The organism is Flagellimonas chongwuensis (genome assembly GCF_013376415.1).
Classification (GTDB): domain Bacteria; phylum Bacteroidota; class Bacteroidia; order Flavobacteriales; family Flavobacteriaceae; genus Flagellimonas; species Flagellimonas chongwuensis.
The window spans coordinates 1,083,749-1,105,468 of record NZ_WYET01000001.1; the positions used below are offsets into that span (position 1 = coordinate 1,083,749).

Consider the following 21,720-nt stretch of genomic DNA (forward strand, 5'->3'; position numbering starts at 1 on the left):
TGGTTTTAATTAAAATTTAGATTGTATAATAGTTTTAGGTAATATGATCTTCTATTGCCGAACAAACGACTTGGAGCTCCACCGCTCCCGTGGGCCCCGGTGGGTGTATCCGAGGCATTCACCCGAACAATATCGAAGATGTTCCGTGCGCCTAGCGTTAGGCTTAAATCTTTGGTTATGTTGGTACGTGCCGAAGCATCCATCCAAGTAAAATCGTCCGTTTGGCCTACAACAGAGCCATCCGTACCACTGAGTACAACTTGGGACCTGCCAGTGTATTTTAATTGTGCGGACAATGCGGTGTTGATGGAAGGAATGCTATAACTTAAAGCGGATTGCAGATTGAAACTCCATAAAAAGTCACTGCTTATTCCTTCGGAGGCATCTATTGTAGTGGACTCTCCCATGTAGGTCATGCCCAAGGAAGCTTGCCAACGGTTCATCATAAGAGAGTTCTCCAATGAAAAACCCAAGATTTGGGAACGGTCCACATTGTCAAAAGTGAACAGGTTACGGTCTTGGTCGTCGGTGCTTATAATGGAGGCAATCTTACCGTCAATATCAAAATAGAAGGTTTTTAGAACGGTTTTGAGCATGCTGCTATCGGACAATCGGAATTTTTCCTCCACATTTAAGAATACGGAAAGGCCATCTTCGGGGTCAAGATTGGGGTTCCCTTGTACATTATGGTTGGAATCCACGAAATAGAAGAAGAGCTCCTCAAAATTGGGTGCCCTAAAGGCAGACCCGAATACGGCTTTTACCTTGAATGTATTACTGAAGTCGTAGGTAGAGGAGAGGGACCATATTAATTTGTTTCCGAATTGGGAGTTGTTGGTAAACCTAGCTCCAGGAAACAAGGAAAACCGGTCGTTGATATTAAAATCCATTACTCCAAAAAAGTCATAGTTTTCCAATGTGTTTTCCACCACATCGCTGGAGTATTCACCAGTGGCGATGGCATCAAAACCCGTTTGGTGGTTGAACTCGTATCCCAATTGCAGGTTGAAGAAATCCCTATCGGGAACCATGTTGCTCACGAAGCCTTTGGAGTACCAAATTTCACTGGATTGGCTTAAATCGTCCGAGTTGACAGATTCTATGCCGTGTTGCAAAATGTTGTACACAAATTGTTTGTAATACCGTTTTTGGGTTTGATGGGACAAGGAGAGATTATATACCGTAGGACCTTTTAAAGGCCCCGTGATGTTGAGGTTGTTCATCACCCTTTCTGTATCGAAATTTTGGTCCAAGGCGGTCGGGTTCGGCATGCCTGTATTGCTATCCAACCTACCGTTCACAAAATGGTTGTATACCGGAACGGATTCATCGTAATATTGAATTTTATAAAAGATGTTGTGTTTTCCAATGGATGTATTCAAGTTTCCGTAGGCGGTCAATTGTTCTTTCGGGTTCCATTCCATACCACGAAGGCTGTCGTTCACCACGGCATTATCCTGAATATTGACATAGTTTTTTCCTTGGTAGCCGTTAAAAAAACCAGCATTGTCGTTCCGGGAACCCCCGATGGCAACACTGGTCTTATCACTCAATTTATGGCTAAGTTTTACGTTTTGGATGTGTCGACCTTCATCAAATAGGGCATACTCGCTACCTACGGTTTCTTCCTGCACCGATAGTTGCAATTGCCATTTGTGATTGTTTTCCAATCCTCGCTTCGTTACAATATTGATAACACCGGCAACGGCATTGTCTCCATAGAGAACACCCATGGAACCTTCCACAATTTCAATACGCTCCACATCTTCAAGGTTTATCTGGGTGATATCTATATTGTTGCCCATTCCGTTGTCACTGGCCATGGGGATACCGTCAATAAGCACCTTTACATATTGTCCATCGAGCCCGAACATACTTATGGTGGAACGCCCTGTGGACGGATTCGGTGTAACGGTGATGTTGAGGTTGTAATTAAGTATGTCCGCTAAATTGTTTCCAGCAACCTTGGCAATGTCCTGTTGGTCAATGGTACCGACCGAGAACAATTTCTTGCTCAGGGACATCACTTTGCTTTCTCCGGTCAATACAACTTCGTCCAATTGCTGCATGGGCAATGAGTCTTTTTCTTGTTTTTTAGATTCCTGAGCGAGTCCTATTACAGAAAAAAAGAAGGTTAAAAATAAGAGGTTGGTATTTTTATTTAGACTCATTCTATTTAATTTGATGACAAATATATATTTTATTTTTATTCAATCTAAATAAGTTTAGTATTTTTGACCAGAACATTTTTTTAAAACAATCTAACACACACCAATATGAAGAAATCAATCATGCCTTTGTTGTTTTTAGCCTTTTCAACAACTTTGGCCACATCACAAGAAAAGAAGCAACTGGACCGCGACGCAATTTTAGATATGTGCGGCTGTTACGAGGTAAGTTTTAAATACACCGAGACCTTTGCCCCGGAAATTGATTATGAGAAACACCTTGACTACACATCAAAAGCATTAGAGCTTGCGTTGCCCATAGTGGACGAGGACAATAAGATATCGTTACAACATTTATTGGTGCTCAACGATACCGTGGTAATCAAACACTGGAGACAGGATTGGTTATACGAGAACCAGCAAATTTTCCATTACGATAAAGACAACAACTGGGTATTCTCTGAACTGCCTGCCGACCAAGTGAAGGGTCAGTGGACCCAAAAAGTATACCAGGTAGACGATAGCCCAAGGTATGCCGGTTCATCAACATGGGTGCATTTTGATGGAAAGCATTATTGGGAAAACCAAAGTGATTCGCCATTACCGCGCAGGGAGTACTCCAAAAGGAGCGATTACAATGTCATGAGCAGGGGAAATCGTCAAGAAATCACACCTTATGGATGGATACACGAGCAAGATAATGATAAAATAATCCGTAAAAATGGTCAGGACGATGTGTTGCTCGCCCAAGAAAAAGGGTACAATACGTATGTGAAAGTGGCAGATGAAAGATGTAAGGCCGCAACCGATTGGTGGGCCAAGCACAAAGACTTCTGGGCCGTGGCTCGCGATGCTTGGGAAGACATTTATGAGAGGGAAGGAGACCTTACTTTGCTAAAGCAAGTGGATGGACAACCTATGTTTATGCAGTTTTATGAGCTGGAAGCAGCTAATGCGAATAAAGATGAAATTTTAGAATTGATCAACAAATTTGTAACGGACAATGCTTCAAAAGGAAATGCTGGCCAGTAGGTTTAAGGGACATACAGCAGCAGTGATTCTAATCGCGTTATTATTTTTTGGGTTTAAGACGGACAAGATATCGCCAAAGCTTCAAGAAAAGATTGATAGTGCCGTACAAGGAACGTACGAGGTAGAGGAATTCACGATGAACCTGATTGAGATTCCGTCTGATTTGAACAAGCAAACTCCATCTGAATTGGGAGGAGAAAACCTTTTTAAGGTCACTTCTTCGGAGAAAGAGCTGGGGTACATTTATGTGGGAGTCGCTCCCAGTTTAAAGAAAACCTTTGACTACGTGGTTTTACTCAATCCTGACTTGAACATAAAAAAATCCAAAATATTAATTTACCGTGAAGACCATGGGCGTCAAGTGGGAAGCCAACGTTGGCTAAAACAGTTCATTGGAAGAAAATCCGGTGAAAAATTGGTTTACGGAGAAGATATTGATGGAATATCCGGGGCTACCGTGTCCGCAAAATCCATGACGCTTGCCGTAAGCAATGTATTGGAAAGTTTACAGGTTTTAAAAAATGCGAACGTTTTTTAAGCAAGTGTTTCGATTTAATTAGTAGCAGAAAAGGCCATTCTTTAATAGGATGGCTTTTTCGTTTTTTGGGGGGTTATAGCTGTTCTGCGAGGTACATGTAGCACATTCCCGAAAGTATGGCGAGACCAAAGCTCAATAGTGTCCCGATAAGGACATATTCGGTGAGCTTACGGTTTTTGCCCTTGTTGAGGTCACCAAAACGGAACACGGATTTTGCAGCTATCAACAGGCCGATGGCGGCCCATTGTTGCATCAAGATAAAGCCGAACACAAATATCCTTTCCAGCATACCGATATAGGTTCCTGCATTTTTAAGCGAACCCCCTTCTGTATCTGCATCGTCTTTGGCGACCTCATCAATATAAGGGGCCAACAACATGCGCATTACAATACCGGACACATAGGTCACAAATACCAGAAAAGTAATCAGCAGCAAGGTTTTTTCGGTAAACAAGGTGCTAAAATCCAAAGGAAACGGCGATATCCAATACAGTACACCGGCAAGGACCAGAAGATGCAATACTTGATCTAAGATGAATAGCCAGCGATAGTTTTTGGGATTGGTAAGTGATAATTTGCCCAAGTCGATGAGGAAATGTGTCGCTACAATTATAATGATTGGGACAATATGCTGAAACTGTAGTATAATCAACAGCGCCAGTAGATGTACCCCCACATGAAAATATAGATATTTGGACCGTCCCTTTTTCTCCAATTTATCCTCGACCCAATGTGCTGGTTGAAGAACAAAGTCTCCAATAAAGTGGGCAAGTATAAGTTTTAGGGCCAAAAGCATCATAATTGGGCGAGTTGTGCTTTGTAAAAATGGATCATTTTTTTGACTTCATCAAATCCTGCCTTGTTCAATTCTTCACTAATGTTCCCTTGTGATTTGTTGAGTAGCGATGCCAGTTCTTTTTGATTCATTTCTGGATTGTCCATTGCGCATTGCACAGTTCTGGAGATTGCGGGCGTCCAATCGTCCATGGTAAGAAGGGCCAATTCCAGTAGTAGATTAATGTGCTCATCAAACTTCTCGTTAGGAGTTTTAATGCCCAGATTCTGTTTTTTGAGGTTCTCGAAACGCTCTCCGGAGTTTATAAAGGCGGTGCCGTTGGATTCCGTGATTTTTGGTGAATCATAATTTTTTTCGCCCAAGCCTATGGATATCCTTACATCCAACTGGCGAATTTGTTTGATGCTCGCCTTAATATAGATAGCAGATTCCAAGGCATTTTCTGGTGAGGTCTGCAGTTGAAAACTGTCTCCGCGGTAAATTTCCCAATCCTTAGGTTCTTTACCGTATTTAGCCAAGGCTTCCTTTAATAAGGGCATCCATTTGTTGGCCTTGTGTTCCGAGGAGTTTTTAATGTCCCCTGTGAGTATCGCTATCATGATGACAAATATCTGCTTATTAGTAGATATCCAAATATATCTGTAAAATAGCAGATAAAAAAATATATCTGTAAAATAGTAGATAATATGAGTTGTTGTTTTAAGAAAGATAATACTCAATGGTATGGGAACTTTTCCCTGAAATTTGGAGTCAATGATCCCAAATCCCAGGATAGCAGCCAAGTTTCCACATATTCCCGCAGCCATTGGGTTCCTGTAATATAGGTATACGCCTGTTCTTTCTTAAAAATAATTTTTTCGGGGAAGCCGCCCTCTTCATCAGGAAAAATAAATTTTTCCATATAATAAGAGGCGTCTTCATCTTGGAATTGAGAGAGTTCATATTTGCTCAAAGTTCCTTCAAAAACGAATAAATAAATCCCACCACTTTGATCACCATCATAGTTGGGATGATAATTTACGTACAGTATACCGTCCAAGTTATGCAGACCTCTACTGCCATAGGCTTCAATACTGATATCAGAATTGGAAAGTGGGATTTTTTCTTCACGTATCGAGCCAAGATAAATACTTCTTATGTTTAAGAATAGTGCTTCATTTTCCTTGGAAAAGTTGAAAAAATAATTGGTGCCATGAATTGTTTGTCGACTAAGAGAAAAAAGTCCTCCAAGGATGTAACCGTTCACGCCTTTGTAATTTACTTTATAAAAAGGAGATTCCAGACCATTATAGCGTTCTGTGGAATCAGTAGTTTCAATAATTTCTACTGCATCTCCCATTTTTAGTAAATCCAACACCTCAGAATCGATTTTAGGTTGAGACCGAAACTTTACATTGTCTCCGAACATATATAGGATATCTCCTTTTTGAAAATAGCATCCATCTTCCCAAGGACAAAATGAGCGATCTTGCGCAAAATTTAAGTTGATAATACAGGAAAAAAATAGAACCGAAAGATAAAAACTCGCCCTCAACATATAGATTGTTATTAAATTAAAAACAATTCTAGGGAGGTTAAAACATTGCGATTGGTTAGAGAATAAATTTTCGCAACGTACCTAGGCAAATTGATTCTGATAAATATAATAAAAAAAGAAACCGCGACCATGGCTGGCGCGGCTTCTTAAATCAACAAAAAACACTATCATCTTCTCCTTCTTTCCTGCATTTTTTTCTTGCCATGCATTTTTTTGCGATTGGAGAACTTTTTCCAAGTCTCATACTGTTCTGTGTCCAGTATCGTTCTCATTTTTTCATGCATTGCGATTTGACGGTCCAAACGTGCGTTTTCCATTTCAAATCTTTCTTCGGGAGTGGGTTTTTCCCATTCGCCACTCTCTTTCGCCGCTTTCATCTCTGCCCATTTTTCCTTTCTAAACTGGGCCTTTTCCAAATTGATTTTGTAGACTTGGTCTTTTTGGTTTTCGGTTAGATCCAATGCCAAGGTCATATGTTTTGTTTGCAATGTGGCCATTTGTTCCGCGGTCATGTCCATTTTTGGACCTTCGCGCATTTTGGGGCCATCATGTCTTTGGGCGGCCATGCTCACTGTTGTCAGCATAACCAATAAAATTGCTAATTGCTTCATATCGTTCAATTTTTAATGATTTGTTTCTTGGACATCTACTTGGTCCAAAAGGTTTAATCATCAAGAAATAGTTTGTGAAGCTTTTAACAGTAAAAAAAGGTGTGTTGTGAAAATTACTTGAGCTCTTCCTCTGGGGTTGTTTTTTCAGAATCATCGATATACTCATCTGCATCTTCGAAATGAGTCTCAACGTAAGTTTTGGAATTTAAATCATCTTTAAATTTATCGTGTTCCTCAATCAAATAGTAGGAAGTAGCGGCTGCCACGAAACAGGAAAAGTAGATTAAGCTTTTTGTCTTGTAGTTCATGAATGTGAGATTTGGATTACTAAAGTAGTGAAAACAACTGGCAATCTCACGTATATGTTGTGAAAGGACTGCTAAGGGATGCGTACTTAAAAAAAAGCAAGGTGTGATCGATGAACAGCAACGATCACACCTTGTTGGTGTTTTATCTATTTAAAAATACCTATTTCGCAGGTTCCAAAATTAGGTCGATACGCTCCATTGCATCTTGCAAATGGTAACGGCTCATGGTATCCGAAATTCTGGCAAGGCCGCCTCTAATATCGCTTTTAAGATTGTTGAGTTCGGCACGTGCTACCGAACGAATATCGGACTGGCTTGTATTGATAGGTGTCGATTTCCTATAACCACCAAAATCAGGTTGTTTACTTTGACTGTCAGCGGTCATCAAGTATTCCAATCGGTCGATATGCGCCTTTTGAAGGTTTCTACGGTAGGTGTCAATGGTTTTGCCACTGCGTGTCTCCGACCAAACCCCTCTGCGAAGGTCGCGCATCATCTCTACCAATCCGTAAGCTTCATCGCCGTTCAAGGTTTCATTTTCGATGATTCGGGCCAATTTCCCCAAATGTAACATGGTGTTCAAGTAACGTTCTTGTGTGGCTCGAATTCGCTCTATGGAACCGGAATATTGTATCTTATTTAAAATATTTTGGTCTATCAACCACTCTGGGGTCTCAAAGAGTTGTTCTTGCATAAACTCCATGGCGTCCTTTTGATGCTCCTTGCTCACATAGGTGTACACAGCACCTTCTTGATCTGCAGTTTTATGGTATTCATAAACACCTCCAATGTTATTGGATACGTGCCCCATGTATCTGCTGAACTGTGCTACTACGTGGCCATACATAGTTTCAAGGTCATCATAGTTTTCACCATCTTCCGTGGTCCATTGCATTAGGTTGGGAACAATTCGCTTCAGGTTCTCTATACCATATAAGCTAGCTTTGATGGCATCATCGCCCAAATCCTCTGTTTGCGAGCTCGGGTCATGAATATCGCCCACTTGTTGGTGACCGAATCGGTACATAGGGTCTCCGGCATGTTCCAAGATCCAACTGTTCAAAATTGGTTTTTCTTCTTTGGCCGTTTTGTCCAAAATAGGCTTATATCCCCATTTGATAGCATACTTGTCATAAATACCGATGTTTGGCATCAAAGCAACACCTTCGTCACCGGGTTGGGCAACATAATTGAAGCGGGCATAATCCATAATGGATGGAGCCGTTCCATATTTTTGGGTGAAACTTGCAGAGCGTAAGGAATCAACGGGGTAAGCAACACTACTCCCCATGTTGTGCGGTAATCCAAGTGTATGTCCAACTTCGTGGGATGATACAAATCGTATCAAGCGCCCCATAATCTCTTCTTTGAACTGTGTTTTTTGTGCTTCAGGGTTAATGGCTGCAGTTTGCACAAAATACCATCCACGTAACAGGCTCATCACATTGTGGTACCAGTTAATGTCCGATTCCAAAATTTCACCGCTCCTTGGGTCGCTTACGTGCGGACCATTGGCGTTTGGAATAGGAGAGGCCAAGTAACGAACCACAGAATACCTAACATCCTCGGGAGACCACTCTGGGTCTTCTTCAACAGATGGTGGGTCTTTGGCAATAATGGCGTTTTTAAAACCAGCGGCCTCAAAGGCCACTTGCCAATCTTCGATACCTTGCTTTATGTATGGAACCCACTCTTTGGGAGTGGCCCTGTCCACGTAATACACAATGGGTTTTTTGGGCTCTACCAATTCTCCGGCCTTATATTTTGCAATGTCCTCTTCCTTTACCTCGAGTCTCCAGCGATCTAGGTAAGTAACCGTCTTGCTTTCCTGGGCTTCAAGTCCGTAATCTACTTGTCCTCTGGCAAACCATCCTACACGTCTGTCAAAATAACGGCGTTTCATGGGTTCTTTGGGCAATAAAATCATAGAGTTATTGATCTCCAAAGAAATGGATCCCAAACTTGAGTTGCTTGGCGGTTCGTTGGATAAGTATGTTTTTACGTGTCTCGTCTCTATGTTCAAAGGATAACTTTTGATGGATTCGATATAGCTACGGTCTCCATCCATTCTTGTTACTTTGTATCTTTTTCGGTACCCATCAGGAAATCCAAGGGCCTTTACATCATCAGTAAACATAGGGTCGATTTCGATTACCGTTGCAGGGTTCAAAGAATCTTTTTTGTTGATGGCCTTGATGTCGAACGAGAAAAGTACAGGTTCAAAGTTCGAGTTTACCACAGCTTCGTGCACCGGAAGGGAATCTGCCGCTACATTTTCATAAGACGCAACTCGCACCAATACCTTTTTGTCCTTTTTTTCCCAGCGTAGTACCTGTGTATTGATTTTTCCACCACCAAAACCAATGCCTGTCGCCGTTTTGGAGATTCGGCTCACCATTAACATTTCGCGGTTGAACAGGGAATCGGGGATTTCGTAATAACGTTTGTCATCTACGGTATGCACACTGAAGAGACCTTCGTCGGTTTTTGCATCCTTGGTGATTACCTTATCGTAAGGTTTTATATCGCCAGGTTTGGATTTGTCGTCCTTTTTTTGTTCGGTTTCTTTCTTTTTCTTTTTGAAAAGTTGGGCGTCCGTATTTTGAACGGTACCCAATAAAATAAAGACTACAAGTAGTCGAGGGAGTAATTTTTTGATCATTATATGTTCGTTTGAATAACTATAAGCATTCAAAGAACCTAAAATTCATGAAAACTAACTGTTAAATAAATATTAACAACTGTTTTTTTAACGGAATGCCCCAACCTTTGGGAGTCCTGCCTTTTACTGATGGTTTGGAGGTAATCGCCCCGTATAACTGGGCTTAACGGACGTTTGGAATTTGTGAAAATTTCCTAAAGACTGTAACATTTTAGATTTTGATCAGTCTTATAAGCATATCATCAATCACAAAATTCAATCAAAAAATGAACAAGTTATTATTAATTTATGGTAGTGTATTATTGAGTAGTACAGCCATAGCCAACGACCAACAAAATACCAAGGTTGTCCAGGTACAATCCGAGACACAGGGTAGTTTAGAAAACAGTTTAACCACTTTGAGCATCAGTGCTGAGTTAAACAATTCAACTTCAGAAATGGCAGATTATGCCTGGTATGAATTGAATTTAAATGAAATAGTGTATTTGGAGGAAGAGCCAGAGGTACATCTAGGTTTTGATACCGCGGATTATCTTCCAGAAGGTTTTAACCCCTACAAAAGCTATTTTGATTTGAATTCCATCATATATCTCGAAAATAATGTTGATTCTTCTTTGGGCTTTGATGTCCAAAAGTACTTGCCGGAGAATTTCAACCCTTACACGGATGTGGTGGATGTACATTCCATCAACTATATGGAGGAAGAGGATATGGATCTAGGTTTTGATACCAAGGATTACTTGCCAGAAGGCTTTTCTCCTTACGAGATGTATGTGGATTTAAAGTCGATTTCTTACTTGGAGGAAGAAACCGAACTTGTATTGGGAATCAATAGCGAGTATTTGTTGCCAGAAGGTTTTGATCCTTACACGGATGTAATAGCCATTACTTCGGTAAACTACATGGAGGAAGAAGATATGGAATTGGGGTTTGATACCTCCAAGTATCTCCCTGAAAATTTTGATCCATACTCAGGATCAATGCAGTAAAATGTTCTCATTTTACAACTTATTTGAGTTAGCTATGAAAACCCCTCGATTGAGGGGTTTTTGTTTTTACAAGATTTTTTGTTTGTTAAGAAAATCTAATAAGTGACTGGTTAACAAAAAAATAACACCACCATGTGTGGTATTGGTATTTGTAGCAAAATAGCTGTTATTGTATGGATAATTCAGTCATTTGGATGTTTTGATAAAATTATTTCAGCAAATGACGAAAACTGTAAAAAAGGACAGGCCCTTTAGGTTCTAATTGTGACGTTAACAAAAGACTAATTATAATAATCTTCACAAAAAAGGGTTATAACTTTGTGCCTAACAAAGAGTTACGCTTCGCTTGTCAAGAGTTGAAGCGTTGGTTAAGTTAGTTTCTTACATTTTTTTGAGTTAGTTAGTTTGTGAAAATGCCCTTCCGCCCGGAGGGGCATTTTTGGTTTAGAACAGCAACGGAATCACAAACTGGAAAACCAAAATAAGTAACACAACGGCAATTAGGTTCAAAATTACACCGACCCGTGCCATTTCCGGAATTTTCACATACCCACTGGCAAATACAATAGCGTTGGGCGGTGTTGCCATGGGCAACATAAATGCACAACTACTGGCAATGGTTACAGGGATCAATAAGTAAAGCATCGGAACATCGAGGCCAATGGCAATACCCGCCACTACTGGAGCCAATACCGCAACCAATGCTACATTGCTCATCAGTTCTGTCATAAAAAGCATTAAGAATATCAATAATGCAGCGGTGAACAATACGCTTATTTCGCTTTGAGCTATAGCGTTGGCCACCATATCCACGATACCACTGGTCGACATTCCTTGTGCTAAAGCGAGCCCTCCACCAAAAAGGATTAGAATTCCCCATGCCAGTTTGGAAGTATCTTTCCAAGTAATGATAAAATCCCCCTTTTTCATATTATATGGAATGGCAAAAAGAGCGATTGCCGCAAAAATACTTATCATGGTATCCGTAAGCCCCAAGCTTGGAAAGATGTTATTGATTAATGTCCTGAAAATCCACAGGAAAACCGTTACACCAAAAATGACCAGCACCATTTTCTCCTTACCAGTAGTAGGTCCTAATTTATGTAGCTCAGTTTGTATAACTTCTTTGGATGCATTGAACTTTAAATCTTTGTTGGGGAACATCCATTTTACTAGGACCAAATAGCAAATCCCTATCATAATGATGGAGAAAGGCAAACCTATGGTCATCCATTTTAAGAAGGAGATTTCCGTATTGTATTCGTTTTCCAATAGTCCTATTAAAACAGAGTTCGGTGGTGTCCCGATTACCGTGGCAATGCCACCTGCATTGGCAGAAAAGGCGATGCCGAGCATCACGCAAAGCGCAAAATTATGATCGTTCTTGGTAAAACCGTCCTCGTCATTGATCAATAGGTTAATTACGGAAACGGCTATGGGCAGCATTACCACAGTACTTGCAGTGTTGCTGATCCACATACTCAAAGTGGCAGTGGCAATCATAAAACCTAAGATTACCTTGTTCGGTGTGGTTCCGGTGAGTCTAATAATGTTAAGGGCAATTCTTCGGTGAAGGTTTACTTTCTCCAACGCAAGTGCCATCACAAAACCTCCAAAGAAAAGGAATACAATGGGGCTGCCGTAATTGGCTCCAACCTCTGCAATGGGCAGAATCTTTAAAATAGGTAACAAAAGTAAGGGTAGGAGTGCGGTAACAGAAATAGAGACAGCTTCGGTGATCCACCATGTCAGCATCCATGCCGCTACTGAAATTACAGGGTCGCCTTTTTCTGAGACCATTTCAAAAGGCAACAAGTTCAATACAAGAAAGATAACCGGTCCAAGGACCAGCCCAATTTTTTTGCTTAGTTCCATCGGGGTTCTAAGCTATGCTTTTTTGTTAAAAGATAAAAATAAAGAAGCCCCTTGCCGGGGCTTCCAAATAAATTAATAAAAGAAAATTGTATTTATTTGATTTTGAATGTCAGTCGACCGAAAACGTATCTTCCGTTCTGGCCGAACTGTACAGAACGTCTTGAATAAATGAATCTGCCTTCGGAACGAAAAGCGGGATCGTTCTCATCTGGATAAACATCCAAAAGGTTGTTTGCACCAATGGTTAGTTTGGCACTATCCGTAAAATTGTAACCGATGGTTAAATCGGTCACTATTTTTGCACCAAATGTGTAATCAATAGTAGGGTCAACTTCATTGGTAGCTTCCCTAACTTCACCAAAATAACCGTTTCTTAAAAAGAAACTCCAATTATCCCCAACTTTTAGATTGTGAGACAGGTTCCCCTTTGTGGTGGGAACGGCTGATTCCAAATAGATTCTGCTTGTTGGGTCGAAATAGGTGTCGCTCAGCCCTGCATCGGCAATTGCCTCGGGAACTTTCACCTTTTCAACGGTTGTTTCGGATACTGTCATGGCCAACGTATTGGTCAGGGAAACATTGTCCGAAATGTTCGCTTTATGGTCTAAAACAAAATCCAAACCTTTGGTTTGTGTATCCACCGAGTTTGCAAAGAAAGCAGCCTGTGTGGCATTGGCCTGTTGGAACAGGTTTGCCAATTCGGCATTGCCGTTATCGCCAAACTGTCCGGTGAGGATTACTCGATCATCGATATTGATGAGGAATCCGTCCAAGGTAAACTTTAGGTTGGCACTGGGCACTCTTGCCGTGAATCCAGCTGTGGCACCAACCGAAGTTTCCTCTTTTAAAGGATCTATACCCAACAGTCGGGCAACTCTGGAGGTATTTGGAAAAATACCAACTTCATTGGGAATGCCATCTACAAATAGGGTAGAGGTGGAACTGTAATATATTTGATGCAATGATGGAGCTCTAAACCCAGTTTGCCCACCACCTCTAAAATTAAAGTTTTCAGAAATCTTCAAACGAGTAGCAATCTTAAAGTTTAAGGTTCCTCCAAAATCAGAGAAATTCTCATATCTCACAGCTCCACTTAGCAAAATGGATTCGGTGAAATCAGCTTCTACATCAAAATACCCGGCAATGGTATTTCTGAAAGCATTTACTTTATTATCTGGTTTAAACCCTGGAAATACTTGAATGCCCCCAGGTCTTGAATTACCAAAAAAGTCCGTTGGCACTACCGATTCTGGGTCTGTGGGGTCATGGGGATTGCCTAATGTATTGTATTGTGTGTATGAAGCTTCTTCTCCAGCTACAATCGCATAGTTTTCTACACGATATTCCGCTCCAAAGGCAATGTTCAAACCGGCCATGGTATCCTCATAAAAACGGCTCATATCAAAGTTTGTGGTGTTCTCGCTGTAATTGAAACCACCTGAATTTGCTTCAAACGGAGTGGAGTTTGTCAATGAGGCATTGTTGGAATTGGTAACATAATACATAAACTCGTTCTTTCCGTAGGAATTGCTAAAGTCTGCGTTCCAATCCCCGATCATTCCCTTAATGCCAAAAGCGGCGGATTTATCCACAATGTTAGAGTTGATTTCCGGTAAAAAGCCATTTGGATAAGCCGGTGAATAGGTGCGCGACTGGTTGGGCAATCGGTAAAAACCACCGGCATTACCATTTTTGAAGCTCAATCCACCAAATCCGTAAATCTCCAAGTTTTCATCTAATGGAATAGAGAGGTTGGCAAAGAACTGTGCGCCTCTGAGTTTGGATTGACCGACTCGCATGTTGAAATCACTTCGTTGTAAACCCCTGGCCAACAATTCAGATTCGGTGATGTCTGCATTCAGAATACCTTGAAGTTCTTCTTTGGTTTCATCTCCGTTCAGAGCAATTCCAGCGGCTGATGCATACTGAAATATATCTGCCAAATCATCATCTAGTAGTAAAGATGTATCATAATTATCGGCGGCAGCAACCCTTTCTATGGAATTATAGCTATTAAAAATCGACCCTTCCCATTCCTGCATACGGTTGGTCCATCCGCGGTGGTTAAAATTACCGGTAAAGTTGATAAAACCACCCTCTTTTCCGATAGGTAGTCCGTAGTTCAATCCCAGACTTACTTTTTCACCGTCGATTTTCTTTTGTGGACTGTGTTCGCTGGTAAAATGGGCTCCGGTGTTCACATCTACCTGTAATTCGTTCACCGTATTTTTAAGAACGATGTTGATAACGCCGGCAATGGCATCGGAACCGTATTGGGCGGCAGCACCGTCACGAAGGATTTCTATTCTGGAGATGGAGTTTGATGGAATGGTGGTCATGTCGGTACCAACACTTCCCCGACCAAATGTTCCGTTTACGTTGACCAACCCTGTTTTGTGCCTTCTTTTTCCGTTGATGAGCACCAGAACCTGATCAGGGCCAAGTCCGCGCAATGAAGCAGGGGCAATATGGTCCGTTCCATCAGAAATGGTTTGTGGATTTGATGTGAAGGATGGTGCTGCGTAATTCAGGATTTCGGTTACGGTAACCTGAGGGGCAGATTGTACCAATTCTGTAACATCCAGCACATCTACGGGCACTGGCGAGTCGGTAGAGGTTCGGTTGGCATTTCTAGATCCAACCACTACAACATTTTCCAGTTCGAGTCCGGCTTGGAGTGTTACGTCCAAAGTACTGCCGGTTACGGTCGCTTCTTGTGTGTTGAATCCAACATAGGAAAACACCAAGATATCTCCGGTGCTAGCTTCAATAGAATAGTTGCCATCAAAATCAGTTATGGCTCCCGTAGTGGTTCCCTTAACTAGGACCGAGGCTCCCGGTAAGGGTACATTTTGGTCGTCATAAACGGTTCCTGTTACCTCTTGTGCCATTCCGGTAAACGATACCAACAGCACGAAAAGGAATGCTAATTTCATTCTTCTCATATAAGTAGATTTTAGTAAGATTAGTGGGGTAAGCTGCTGGAAATCTTCTTCCGTTAGGGATGAAAATCGGGGTAAGATAGAAATTTTTTTAAAAACGAAACCCCTGAGCCGGTTTTGAGGCTCAGGGGTTTATATTTAGTAAGGATAAGATTTTATGCTATCCCGTATATTTTACCAAAAGATTATTTTCGGTTTTTTCCACTTTGATAAGTCCGTGTTTGGTAAGACCCTTAGTGCTCTTGTCCCATTTTTTACCACTTAAACCAGCTTTATCTTTTAGATCGGCAAGAGACATTTCTCCTTGAGGCTTAAGAATGTCCACAATGGTTTTTTCTTCCTCGGTCAACTCTACTTTTTTCTTCTCGGGTCTCATCTGCGGGAAGAACAATACTTCTTGGATGGAGGAATTGTTGGTCATCAACATCACTAAACGATCAATTCCAATACCGATTCCCGAGGTTGGTGGCATTCCGTATTCCAAAGCGCGCAAGAAATCCTGATCGATGAACATGGCCTCATCGTCCCCTTTTTCGGAGAGTTTCAGCTGATCTTCAAAACGCTCGCGTTGGTCAATGGGGTCGTTGAGCTCGGAGTAGGCATTGGCCAATTCCTTACCATTTACCATCAACTCAAAACGCTCGGTAAGCCTGGGGTTGGAGCGGTGCTCTTTGGTCAGGGGGCTCATTTCCTTCGGATAATCGATGATAAAGGTGGGTTGAATGTAGTGGTGCTCACATTTTTCACCAAAAATCTCATCGATCAATTTACCTACGCCCATGGTATCATCCACTTCGATGCCCAATTTTTTTGCCACTTCGCGTAGCTCGTCCTCTTCCATGCCGGAAACATCATAGCCTGTATGGATTTTAATGGCTTCCAAAATGGGAACCCTTGGGTAAGGAGCCTTGAATTCAATTTCGTGATTACCCACTTTTACTTTGGAACTTCCTGTGGCATCTACGGCCACTTTTTCCAAAAGTTCTTCGGTGGTGTCCATCATCCAGTTGTAATCCTTGTAGGCTACATAGAGTTCCATTACGGTAAACTCTGGATTGTGGGTGCGGTCCATTCCCTCGTTACGGAAATCTTTTGCAAACTCGTACACACCGTCAAATCCACCGACAATCAATCTTTTTAGATAGAGTTCGTTGGCGATTCGCAGGTACAAGGGCACATTCAAAGCATTGTGGTGTGTTAAGAACGGCCGAGCGGCCGCTCCACCTGGAATGGGTTGTAATATCGGTGTTTCCACCTCCAAGTATCCTTTTTGGTTGTAGAATTCCCGTATACTAGTGGTAATCTTTGTTCTTTTGATGAAGGTGTCCTTAACGTGCGGGTTTACTACCAAATCCACATACCGCTGGCGGTAGCGTAGTTCCGGGTCGTTGAAAGCATCGTATACTTTTCCTTCGTCGTTTACCTTTGGTAAGGGCAATGGCCTTAAACTTTTGCTCAACAGCGAGAAGTTTTTCACCATTACGGTTTTCTCACCGACTTGTGTTTTGAACAGCTCTCCTTCAATACCGATAATGTCCCCGATGTCCAACAATTTTTTGTACACATCGTTGTACAAAGTTTTATCATCATCCGGGCAAATTTCGTCACGGTTAAAGTAGACCTGAATGCGTCCATCGCTGTCCTGAAGTTCGGCAAAGGAAGCCTTTCCTTGAATTCTGCGCGACATCAATCTACCGGAAATAACCACTTTCTTTCCTTCTTCAAAATCATTCTTGATGCTCTTGGAGGTGGCATCAACAGGATACAGTGCTGCGGGATATGGGTCGATGCCCATTTCCCTGAGTTTGGTCAATTTTTCCCTTCGAACGATCTCTTGTTCCGATAGTTGCATAGTCTGTAAAAAATTTAAAGCGCAAAATTACACTTTTGCGCTTTAAATCCTTGCCTTGTCCAAACTTAATATGCATAATTGGGCACATAGTTCTTTTTGAACATGATTTGGGCAATATCTTCTTCCAAAGTTTCCAGTGGACTTTCCACAATTCGGTTGACTTCTTTTCCATCTTTAAAAAAGATGATAGTGGGCACTTTTATAATGTTCAAACCCTTTTCTTCACCTGTGGGACTGGTTTTGTAATGATCTTTGCGGTAATCCAGCGCCACAATTTCCAGTTGGTCCATGGGAAAGTCGGCAGCTGTCAATATTTTAATGAATTTGGGACTTTCTCGCTTACTGTCGCCACACCAAGTTCCCAAAAATAGTTTGATGTCGTATTCTGCCAATTTCTCTTTGAAAAGTGCAACCATGGTTTCGTCGGGGCTGAAGTTTTCATATCGGTTTTGAAACCAGTTGCCGTAGGGTTGGGATTGTAAGCCTTCCAAATTGATTTGCCCGACCAAGAATTGTTGTCCATTTTCCGTTTTGATTTCTTTGTTGAATTCTTGGGCAGAAGCACAGGTAATGCATAGCATGAGGAATGCGAATAAAAGATGTTTCATGATTTTATGTGATTTATGGTTTGAAGGCCAAATTCACTAAAATCAATGGCTGAACGAACTTTTCTGCGTTGGAAATGGGTACTAGACCGGGGGTTGAACTTTACTTTTTGAAATGTTGAAGCATCTCGTCGCGCGAGGTTACATCTAATTTTTTATAGAGATTGTTGATGTGCGTTTTGATAGTGCTGACGCTAACAAAAAGCTCGGAGGCAATTTCTTTATTGGTCTTGTTCTGTAAAATCAAATTGACGATTTTTTGCTCTTGGGGAGTCAGTTTTTCAAGTAATTCTGAGGTGCTGTCCTTTCTTCGTTTACCAAGAAAGAATAGGAAATTGCCCAATAGCGATACTGCCAAAAGTGCGATAATGGTCCGGTTCCATTTAGAGGATTGTGGACGGCTGAAACTCGCCAAATCTTCGTCTGTGGTTATTTCGGCTTGGTACTGTTGGGTAAACTCGGCTTCGGGATAGGTGTTTGATAATCGTTCAGACAAATTATCGTAGTAATCGTTTATGGTCAGGTCTTCCAGATAAAATCGAAAAGTTTCGTTCCTTTTGTCCGACAAGAAATCGTAAATGTAAAGTTCTGCAAGAGGTTCGTTTACTTCTTTGCCAAAGTTGTGCAGGGTCTGGAACCATTTGTCCAGATTCAATTTTTTATTGGCTTCGCTAGGATAATCGGCAAAATCGTATGCCATATGTTCCTTTAAACCATCAATTTCCAATAAGAGCCCGGATTTTGGATTGGTGGAAGATATGGTGCAAAGAGATTGGTCTTCAAAAGAGGTGGGAAAGCTAACAGTATCTTTATTGTTGGCGATAAACAGTACATTTTTACTGTTGTTGCATCGGCCCAAAAAGTGATTACTGCCCGTATTGTCCGAACAGCCATCCAAATGAATACGATAGATACGGTTTTGGTCATTAAGGTTGTTGCCCTCAAAGGAAAAATGACCCAAGGAGTCCACCTCAGATTTTTGTACAATTTGGTCCAAGTATACCCGTCCAGATTTTCGGTAATCCTCAACCAATGACAGATAAATGGAATTACCATTGTTCTCTGCGGAAACTTGGCCCGAAAAATGATATTGTCCAAAAAGGACAGTTGACTGAGCTAAAAGTAGAATTAGGACTAAAAACCGCATTTTTTAACCGATTTTGGCTAAAAATAGTGCTTTTCTGTAACAAAGCATGTATTTAGGCTACCTATAAGTATCATCAATCAAAATCAAAAAAAAATGAGTTTCTGGAGAGTTTTATTGGCTATATTATTTCCCCCTTTGTCAGTCATCGGAAAAGGTTGTGGCTCTGTACTTATTGTATTACTTTTAACCCTGTGTGGTTGGGTTCCCGGAGTAATCGGGGCCTTGGTCATACTAAACAACACTAACTAAAAGTCTTATGAAAAGAGTCCAAATCTTGCTATCGGCAATGTTGATTGCCCTTGCCAGTGCATGTAATTTTACAGAAGAAATACACATTAATGAAGACGGTTCTGGAAAGCTGTCCATCAACTTTGACGGTTCTGAGATGATGGAAATGGCCGGGGAAGAAATGGCCAAAACCAATGAAAAGCCAATTGACTCCATAATTTCTTTTAAAACATTTTTAGAAGAGAAGAAAGATAGTATCGCACAGTTGCCCAAGGAAGAGCAGGAGAAACTAAAAAAACTGGAACCGTTCAATATGAGAATGGTAATGAATCCTGAAAAAAAGGAGATGATGTTCGATTTGTTCAGCGAGTTTAAAAACGTGAGTGAGGTGAACGATGCTTTTGGCGCTTTTCAAGATGCCAGCTCCATTGGGGGCAAATCAAATCCTCAGCAAGGCCCAATGAAGCCTGCTGAGCAACCAACTGAGGTGAATTATACTTTTAATAAAAATAAGTTTACCCGTACCGCTAAAATTGTAGATCAAGAATTGTTTGAGCAACAATTGGACAGCTTACAGGGAGCAGAGATGTTTCTTTCGGGATCTACGTACACTTTAAAATATCACTTTCCTAAAAAGATAAAATCAACCACTGCTGAAGAAGCGACCTTTAGTCAAGATGGTAAAACCTTAATCTATGAAGTGAACTTTATGGAGTTGATGAAGAATCCATCAGTCTTGGATTTGGAGGTGGAACTGGAGAAATAGTTTTCCATTCCCATGCTTCGTATCTTTGTAGCATGAACAAGAAAGTTACAGTACAGGATCTAGGATTAAAGGATTACAAGGAAACTTGGGATTACCAAGAGCTTCTCTTTAAGAACATTGTGGACACCAAGATTAGAAACCGTCGTGAGGAGGCCAATCTTGATACGCCCAATCATTTCTTGTTTGTGGAGCATCCGCATGTGTATACCTTGGGAAAGAGCGGCGACATCAACAATTTGTTGGTGGACGAAAATAAACTTGCTGAAAAGGGAGCCACTTTCTATAAAATCAACCGAGGGGGAGACATTACTTACCACGGACCTGGACAAGTGGTGGGCTATCCGATTCTGGATTTGGACAACTTCTTTACCGATATCCATAAATACCTTCGATTTTTGGAGGAAATGGTGATTTTGACTTTGGCCGAATACGGTCTTAAAGCCGAACGCTCCAAGGGTGAAACCGGTGTTTGGTTGGATGTGGGCACTCCGTTTGCCCGAAAAATATGTGCCATGGGTGTACGTGCCAGTCGTTGGGTAACTATGCACGGTTTTGCACTTAATGTAAATGCCGATTTGGGCTATTTTGATATGATGATTCCCTGCGGCATCAGAGACAAAGCGGTTACTTCTTTGAATGTGGAATTGGGTCAGAAGGAAGTGGATATGGAAGAGGTGAAGCAGAAACTGCTCAATTATTTTACCGCACTTTTTGAGGCGGAGTTGGTGAAGGAAGAGGCAGGGGTCTAACTTTGAGGACATATTTTAGAATTAGATAACAAAAAAACCGAGGTGTGAGCCTCGGTTTTTTGTTTTTATAATGATTGAAAAAGATTTTGGATGGGTTTTTCACCTGCGTTTTTGCCATCCGTCAATTCAAAAGGGGCATCCGTCAATTTGCGGTATGCCATCTGCCTTATACTTGCTATTTTCCCCGCCCAAACAAAATAGGCCTCGGTCAGTTAAATAATTAATCATCTTACATCTTTAAATGAAGAAAACGAACCTACTTATTGCACTACTATTATGTTTTACCGCATCGGCACAATTGGACAATACCTTTGGTATTAAGGCTGGCACCAACTATTCCCAATTTCGACCAGATATTGAATTCTATGGCGAAAAAGTTTTGGATTTTCAAGGAAAAATCGGCTACTATATTGGCGGTTTTTTTAATATCAGAATTTCAGATAAAACAAGTATCAGACCTGAATTATTATTGGCCAACCAAGGAACAAAAACTTCAAGTGAATTTTACATGGAATTTTTTGATGATGACCCTATGGTAGGTAAAGTTGTTACCAAGGTAAATGAATTGATGATTTTAGTGCCTGTTAACTTTAGAATTGAATTGGTTGAACGTTTATATCTGGAGCTGGGCATGCAGCCTGGATATGCAGTAAAAAGAACAGAAGTTGCAAAAAAAGTACCTTTTGACCCTTCATTGGAGGGTGAAAAAGATACTTATTCCGATTTTGATAGGTTTGATTTTGGTCTCAATGGTGGACTTGGTTTTGATCTTACCAATCAGTTGGAGTTGAATTTGAGATATAACTACGGACTAATAGAGCGAGATAATACTATAAAAACCTCCGTAATCAGTTTGGGGCTAGGATTTAAAATATAATGACACTTTACAATATATATATATCAGTCGTTGAATAA

The 21,720-nt window shown here is 41.1% G+C and carries 19 protein-coding genes; 7 read left to right on the forward strand and 12 right to left on the reverse strand.

Annotation, left to right across the window (positions count from 1 at the left end; genetic code table 11):
- Positions 1-5: 5 nt before the first annotated feature.
- Entirely contained in the window at positions 6-2,171 is a 2,166-nt protein-coding gene (locus tag GUA46_RS04730; RefSeq protein ID WP_176619498.1) for a TonB-dependent receptor plug domain-containing protein, read from the reverse strand.
- 105 nt (positions 2,172-2,276) lie between these two features.
- On the opposite strand from GUA46_RS04730, the gene GUA46_RS04735 reads away from it, so the two are divergent.
- A complete protein-coding gene (locus GUA46_RS04735; RefSeq protein ID WP_176619499.1) occupies positions 2,277-3,200 on the forward strand; it encodes a DUF6607 family protein in 924 nt (307 codons plus the stop codon).
- Positions 3,172-3,738 carry an FMN-binding protein gene (locus tag GUA46_RS04740; RefSeq protein WP_176619500.1) on the forward strand — a complete coding sequence of 189 codons (567 nt, stop codon included), beginning with the start codon at positions 3,172-3,174 and terminating at the stop codon, positions 3,736-3,738. Before GUA46_RS04735 ends, GUA46_RS04740 begins: the two co-directional genes overlap by 29 nt.
- Positions 3,739-3,811: 73 nt before the next feature.
- Here the strand turns inward: GUA46_RS04740 and GUA46_RS04745 are convergent, their stop codons facing one another.
- From GUA46_RS04745 to GUA46_RS04770, 6 genes are all read right to left on the reverse strand, one after another.
- Positions 3,812-4,534: a DUF3307 domain-containing protein gene (locus tag GUA46_RS04745; RefSeq protein ID WP_313790857.1), complete on the reverse strand. Its 723-nt coding sequence runs from the start codon at positions 4,532-4,534 to the stop codon at positions 3,812-3,814.
- The gene (locus GUA46_RS04750; protein ID WP_176619501.1) at positions 4,534-5,133 is read right to left on the reverse strand and encodes a transcriptional regulator; all 600 of its coding nucleotides are present in this window, start codon (positions 5,131-5,133) and stop codon (positions 4,534-4,536) included. Before GUA46_RS04750 ends, GUA46_RS04745 begins: the two co-directional genes overlap by 1 nt.
- A 116-nt stretch (positions 5,134-5,249) precedes the next feature.
- On the reverse strand, positions 5,250-6,071 hold the full coding sequence (locus GUA46_RS04755) for an SH3 domain-containing protein (protein ID WP_313790856.1): 822 nt from the start codon (positions 6,069-6,071) through the stop codon (positions 5,250-5,252).
- 167 nt (positions 6,072-6,238) lie between these two features.
- Entirely contained in the window at positions 6,239-6,682 is a 444-nt protein-coding gene (locus GUA46_RS04760; RefSeq protein WP_176619503.1) for a hypothetical protein, read from the reverse strand.
- 113 nt (positions 6,683-6,795) lie between these two features.
- Positions 6,796-6,990 (reverse strand): hypothetical protein, encoded by a 195-nt coding sequence (locus GUA46_RS04765; RefSeq protein ID WP_108246866.1) that lies wholly within the window; start codon positions 6,988-6,990, stop codon positions 6,796-6,798.
- Positions 6,991-7,150: 160 nt separating this feature from the next.
- On the reverse strand, positions 7,151-9,652 hold the full coding sequence (locus GUA46_RS04770; RefSeq protein ID WP_176619504.1) for a zinc-dependent metalloprotease: 2,502 nt from the start codon (positions 9,650-9,652) through the stop codon (positions 7,151-7,153).
- A gap of 266 nt (positions 9,653-9,918) precedes the next feature.
- Here GUA46_RS04770 and GUA46_RS04775 point away from each other — a divergent pair, with 266 nt between their 5' ends.
- Complete coding sequence (locus GUA46_RS04775) at positions 9,919-10,641, forward strand: hypothetical protein (protein WP_176619505.1); 723 nt, start codon at positions 9,919-9,921, stop codon at positions 10,639-10,641.
- Between the two features lie 444 nt (positions 10,642-11,085).
- Here the strand turns inward: GUA46_RS04775 and GUA46_RS04780 are convergent, their stop codons facing one another.
- The 5 genes from GUA46_RS04780 to GUA46_RS04800 all read right to left on the reverse strand — a co-directional run bounded on the left by GUA46_RS04780 (position 11,086) and on the right by GUA46_RS04800 (position 19,062).
- Complete coding sequence (locus GUA46_RS04780; RefSeq protein WP_176619506.1) at positions 11,086-12,516, reverse strand: SLC13 family permease; 1,431 nt, start codon at positions 12,514-12,516, stop codon at positions 11,086-11,088.
- 92 nt (positions 12,517-12,608) lie between these two features.
- A complete protein-coding gene (locus GUA46_RS04785; RefSeq protein WP_176619507.1) occupies positions 12,609-15,461 on the reverse strand; it encodes a TonB-dependent receptor in 2,853 nt (950 codons plus the stop codon).
- Between the two features lie 157 nt (positions 15,462-15,618).
- Positions 15,619-17,310, reverse strand: a complete 1,692-nt coding sequence (gene lysS / locus GUA46_RS04790; RefSeq protein WP_176619508.1) for a lysine--tRNA ligase — start codon at positions 17,308-17,310, stop codon at positions 15,619-15,621.
- 65 nt (positions 17,311-17,375) lie between these two features.
- A complete protein-coding gene (locus tag GUA46_RS04795) occupies positions 17,376-17,918 on the reverse strand; it encodes a thioredoxin family protein (RefSeq protein ID WP_176619509.1) in 543 nt (180 codons plus the stop codon).
- A 100-nt stretch (positions 17,919-18,018) separates the two neighbouring features.
- Positions 18,019-19,062 (reverse strand): response regulator transcription factor, encoded by a 1,044-nt coding sequence (locus tag GUA46_RS04800; protein WP_176619510.1) that lies wholly within the window; start codon positions 19,060-19,062, stop codon positions 18,019-18,021.
- Positions 19,063-19,155: 93 nt separating this feature from the next.
- On the opposite strand from GUA46_RS04800, the gene GUA46_RS04805 reads away from it, so the two are divergent.
- The 4 genes from GUA46_RS04805 to GUA46_RS04820 all read left to right on the forward strand — a co-directional run bounded on the left by GUA46_RS04805 (position 19,156) and on the right by GUA46_RS04820 (position 21,682).
- On the forward strand, positions 19,156-19,311 hold the full coding sequence (locus tag GUA46_RS04805) for a YqaE/Pmp3 family membrane protein (protein WP_108246858.1): 156 nt from the start codon (positions 19,156-19,158) through the stop codon (positions 19,309-19,311).
- A 7-nt stretch (positions 19,312-19,318) separates the two neighbouring features.
- Complete coding sequence (locus GUA46_RS04810; RefSeq protein WP_176619511.1) at positions 19,319-20,056, forward strand: hypothetical protein; 738 nt, start codon at positions 19,319-19,321, stop codon at positions 20,054-20,056.
- A 32-nt stretch (positions 20,057-20,088) separates the two neighbouring features.
- On the forward strand, positions 20,089-20,805 hold the full coding sequence (gene lipB / locus GUA46_RS04815) for a lipoyl(octanoyl) transferase LipB (RefSeq protein WP_176619512.1): 717 nt from the start codon (positions 20,089-20,091) through the stop codon (positions 20,803-20,805).
- A gap of 241 nt (positions 20,806-21,046) precedes the next feature.
- Positions 21,047-21,682 carry a porin family protein gene (locus GUA46_RS04820; RefSeq protein ID WP_176619513.1) on the forward strand — a complete coding sequence of 212 codons (636 nt, stop codon included), beginning with the start codon at positions 21,047-21,049 and terminating at the stop codon, positions 21,680-21,682.
- Positions 21,683-21,720: the final 38 nt, after the last annotated feature.

Coding starts and splice junctions, on each gene's coding strand:
- GUA46_RS04795 (WP_176619509.1), bottom strand. CDS start 17,918: ATGAAACATCTTTTATTCGCATTCCTCATGCTATGCATTACCTGTGCT.
- GUA46_RS04780 (WP_176619506.1), bottom strand. CDS start 12,516: ATGGAACTAAGCAAAAAAATTGGGCTGGTCCTTGGACCGGTTATCTTT.
- GUA46_RS04745 (WP_313790857.1), bottom strand. CDS start 4,534: ATGCTTTTGGCCCTAAAACTTATACTTGCCCACTTTATTGGAGACTTT.
- GUA46_RS04785 (WP_176619507.1), bottom strand. CDS start 15,461: ATGAGAAGAATGAAATTAGCATTCCTTTTCGTGCTGTTGGTATCGTTT.
- GUA46_RS04735 (WP_176619499.1), top strand. CDS start 2,277: ATGAAGAAATCAATCATGCCTTTGTTGTTTTTAGCCTTTTCAACAACT.
- GUA46_RS04770 (WP_176619504.1), bottom strand. CDS start 9,652: ATGATCAAAAAATTACTCCCTCGACTACTTGTAGTCTTTATTTTATTG.
- lipB (WP_176619512.1), top strand. CDS start 20,089: ATGAACAAGAAAGTTACAGTACAGGATCTAGGATTAAAGGATTACAAG.
- GUA46_RS04750 (WP_176619501.1), bottom strand. CDS start 5,133: ATGATAGCGATACTCACAGGGGACATTAAAAACTCCTCGGAACACAAG.
- GUA46_RS04775 (WP_176619505.1), top strand. CDS start 9,919: ATGAACAAGTTATTATTAATTTATGGTAGTGTATTATTGAGTAGTACA.
- GUA46_RS04730 (WP_176619498.1), bottom strand. CDS start 2,171: ATGAGTCTAAATAAAAATACCAACCTCTTATTTTTAACCTTCTTTTTT.
- lysS (WP_176619508.1), bottom strand. CDS start 17,310: ATGCAACTATCGGAACAAGAGATCGTTCGAAGGGAAAAATTGACCAAA.
- GUA46_RS04760 (WP_176619503.1), bottom strand. CDS start 6,682: ATGAAGCAATTAGCAATTTTATTGGTTATGCTGACAACAGTGAGCATG.
- GUA46_RS04805 (WP_108246858.1), top strand. CDS start 19,156: ATGAGTTTCTGGAGAGTTTTATTGGCTATATTATTTCCCCCTTTGTCA.
- GUA46_RS04755 (WP_313790856.1), bottom strand. CDS start 6,071: ATGTTGAGGGCGAGTTTTTATCTTTCGGTTCTATTTTTTTCCTGTATT.
- GUA46_RS04810 (WP_176619511.1), top strand. CDS start 19,319: ATGAAAAGAGTCCAAATCTTGCTATCGGCAATGTTGATTGCCCTTGCC.
- GUA46_RS04740 (WP_176619500.1), top strand. CDS start 3,172: ATGCTTCAAAAGGAAATGCTGGCCAGTAGGTTTAAGGGACATACAGCA.
- GUA46_RS04820 (WP_176619513.1), top strand. CDS start 21,047: ATGAAGAAAACGAACCTACTTATTGCACTACTATTATGTTTTACCGCA.
- GUA46_RS04800 (WP_176619510.1), bottom strand. CDS start 19,062: ATGCGGTTTTTAGTCCTAATTCTACTTTTAGCTCAGTCAACTGTCCTT.
- GUA46_RS04765 (WP_108246866.1), bottom strand. CDS start 6,990: ATGAACTACAAGACAAAAAGCTTAATCTACTTTTCCTGTTTCGTGGCA.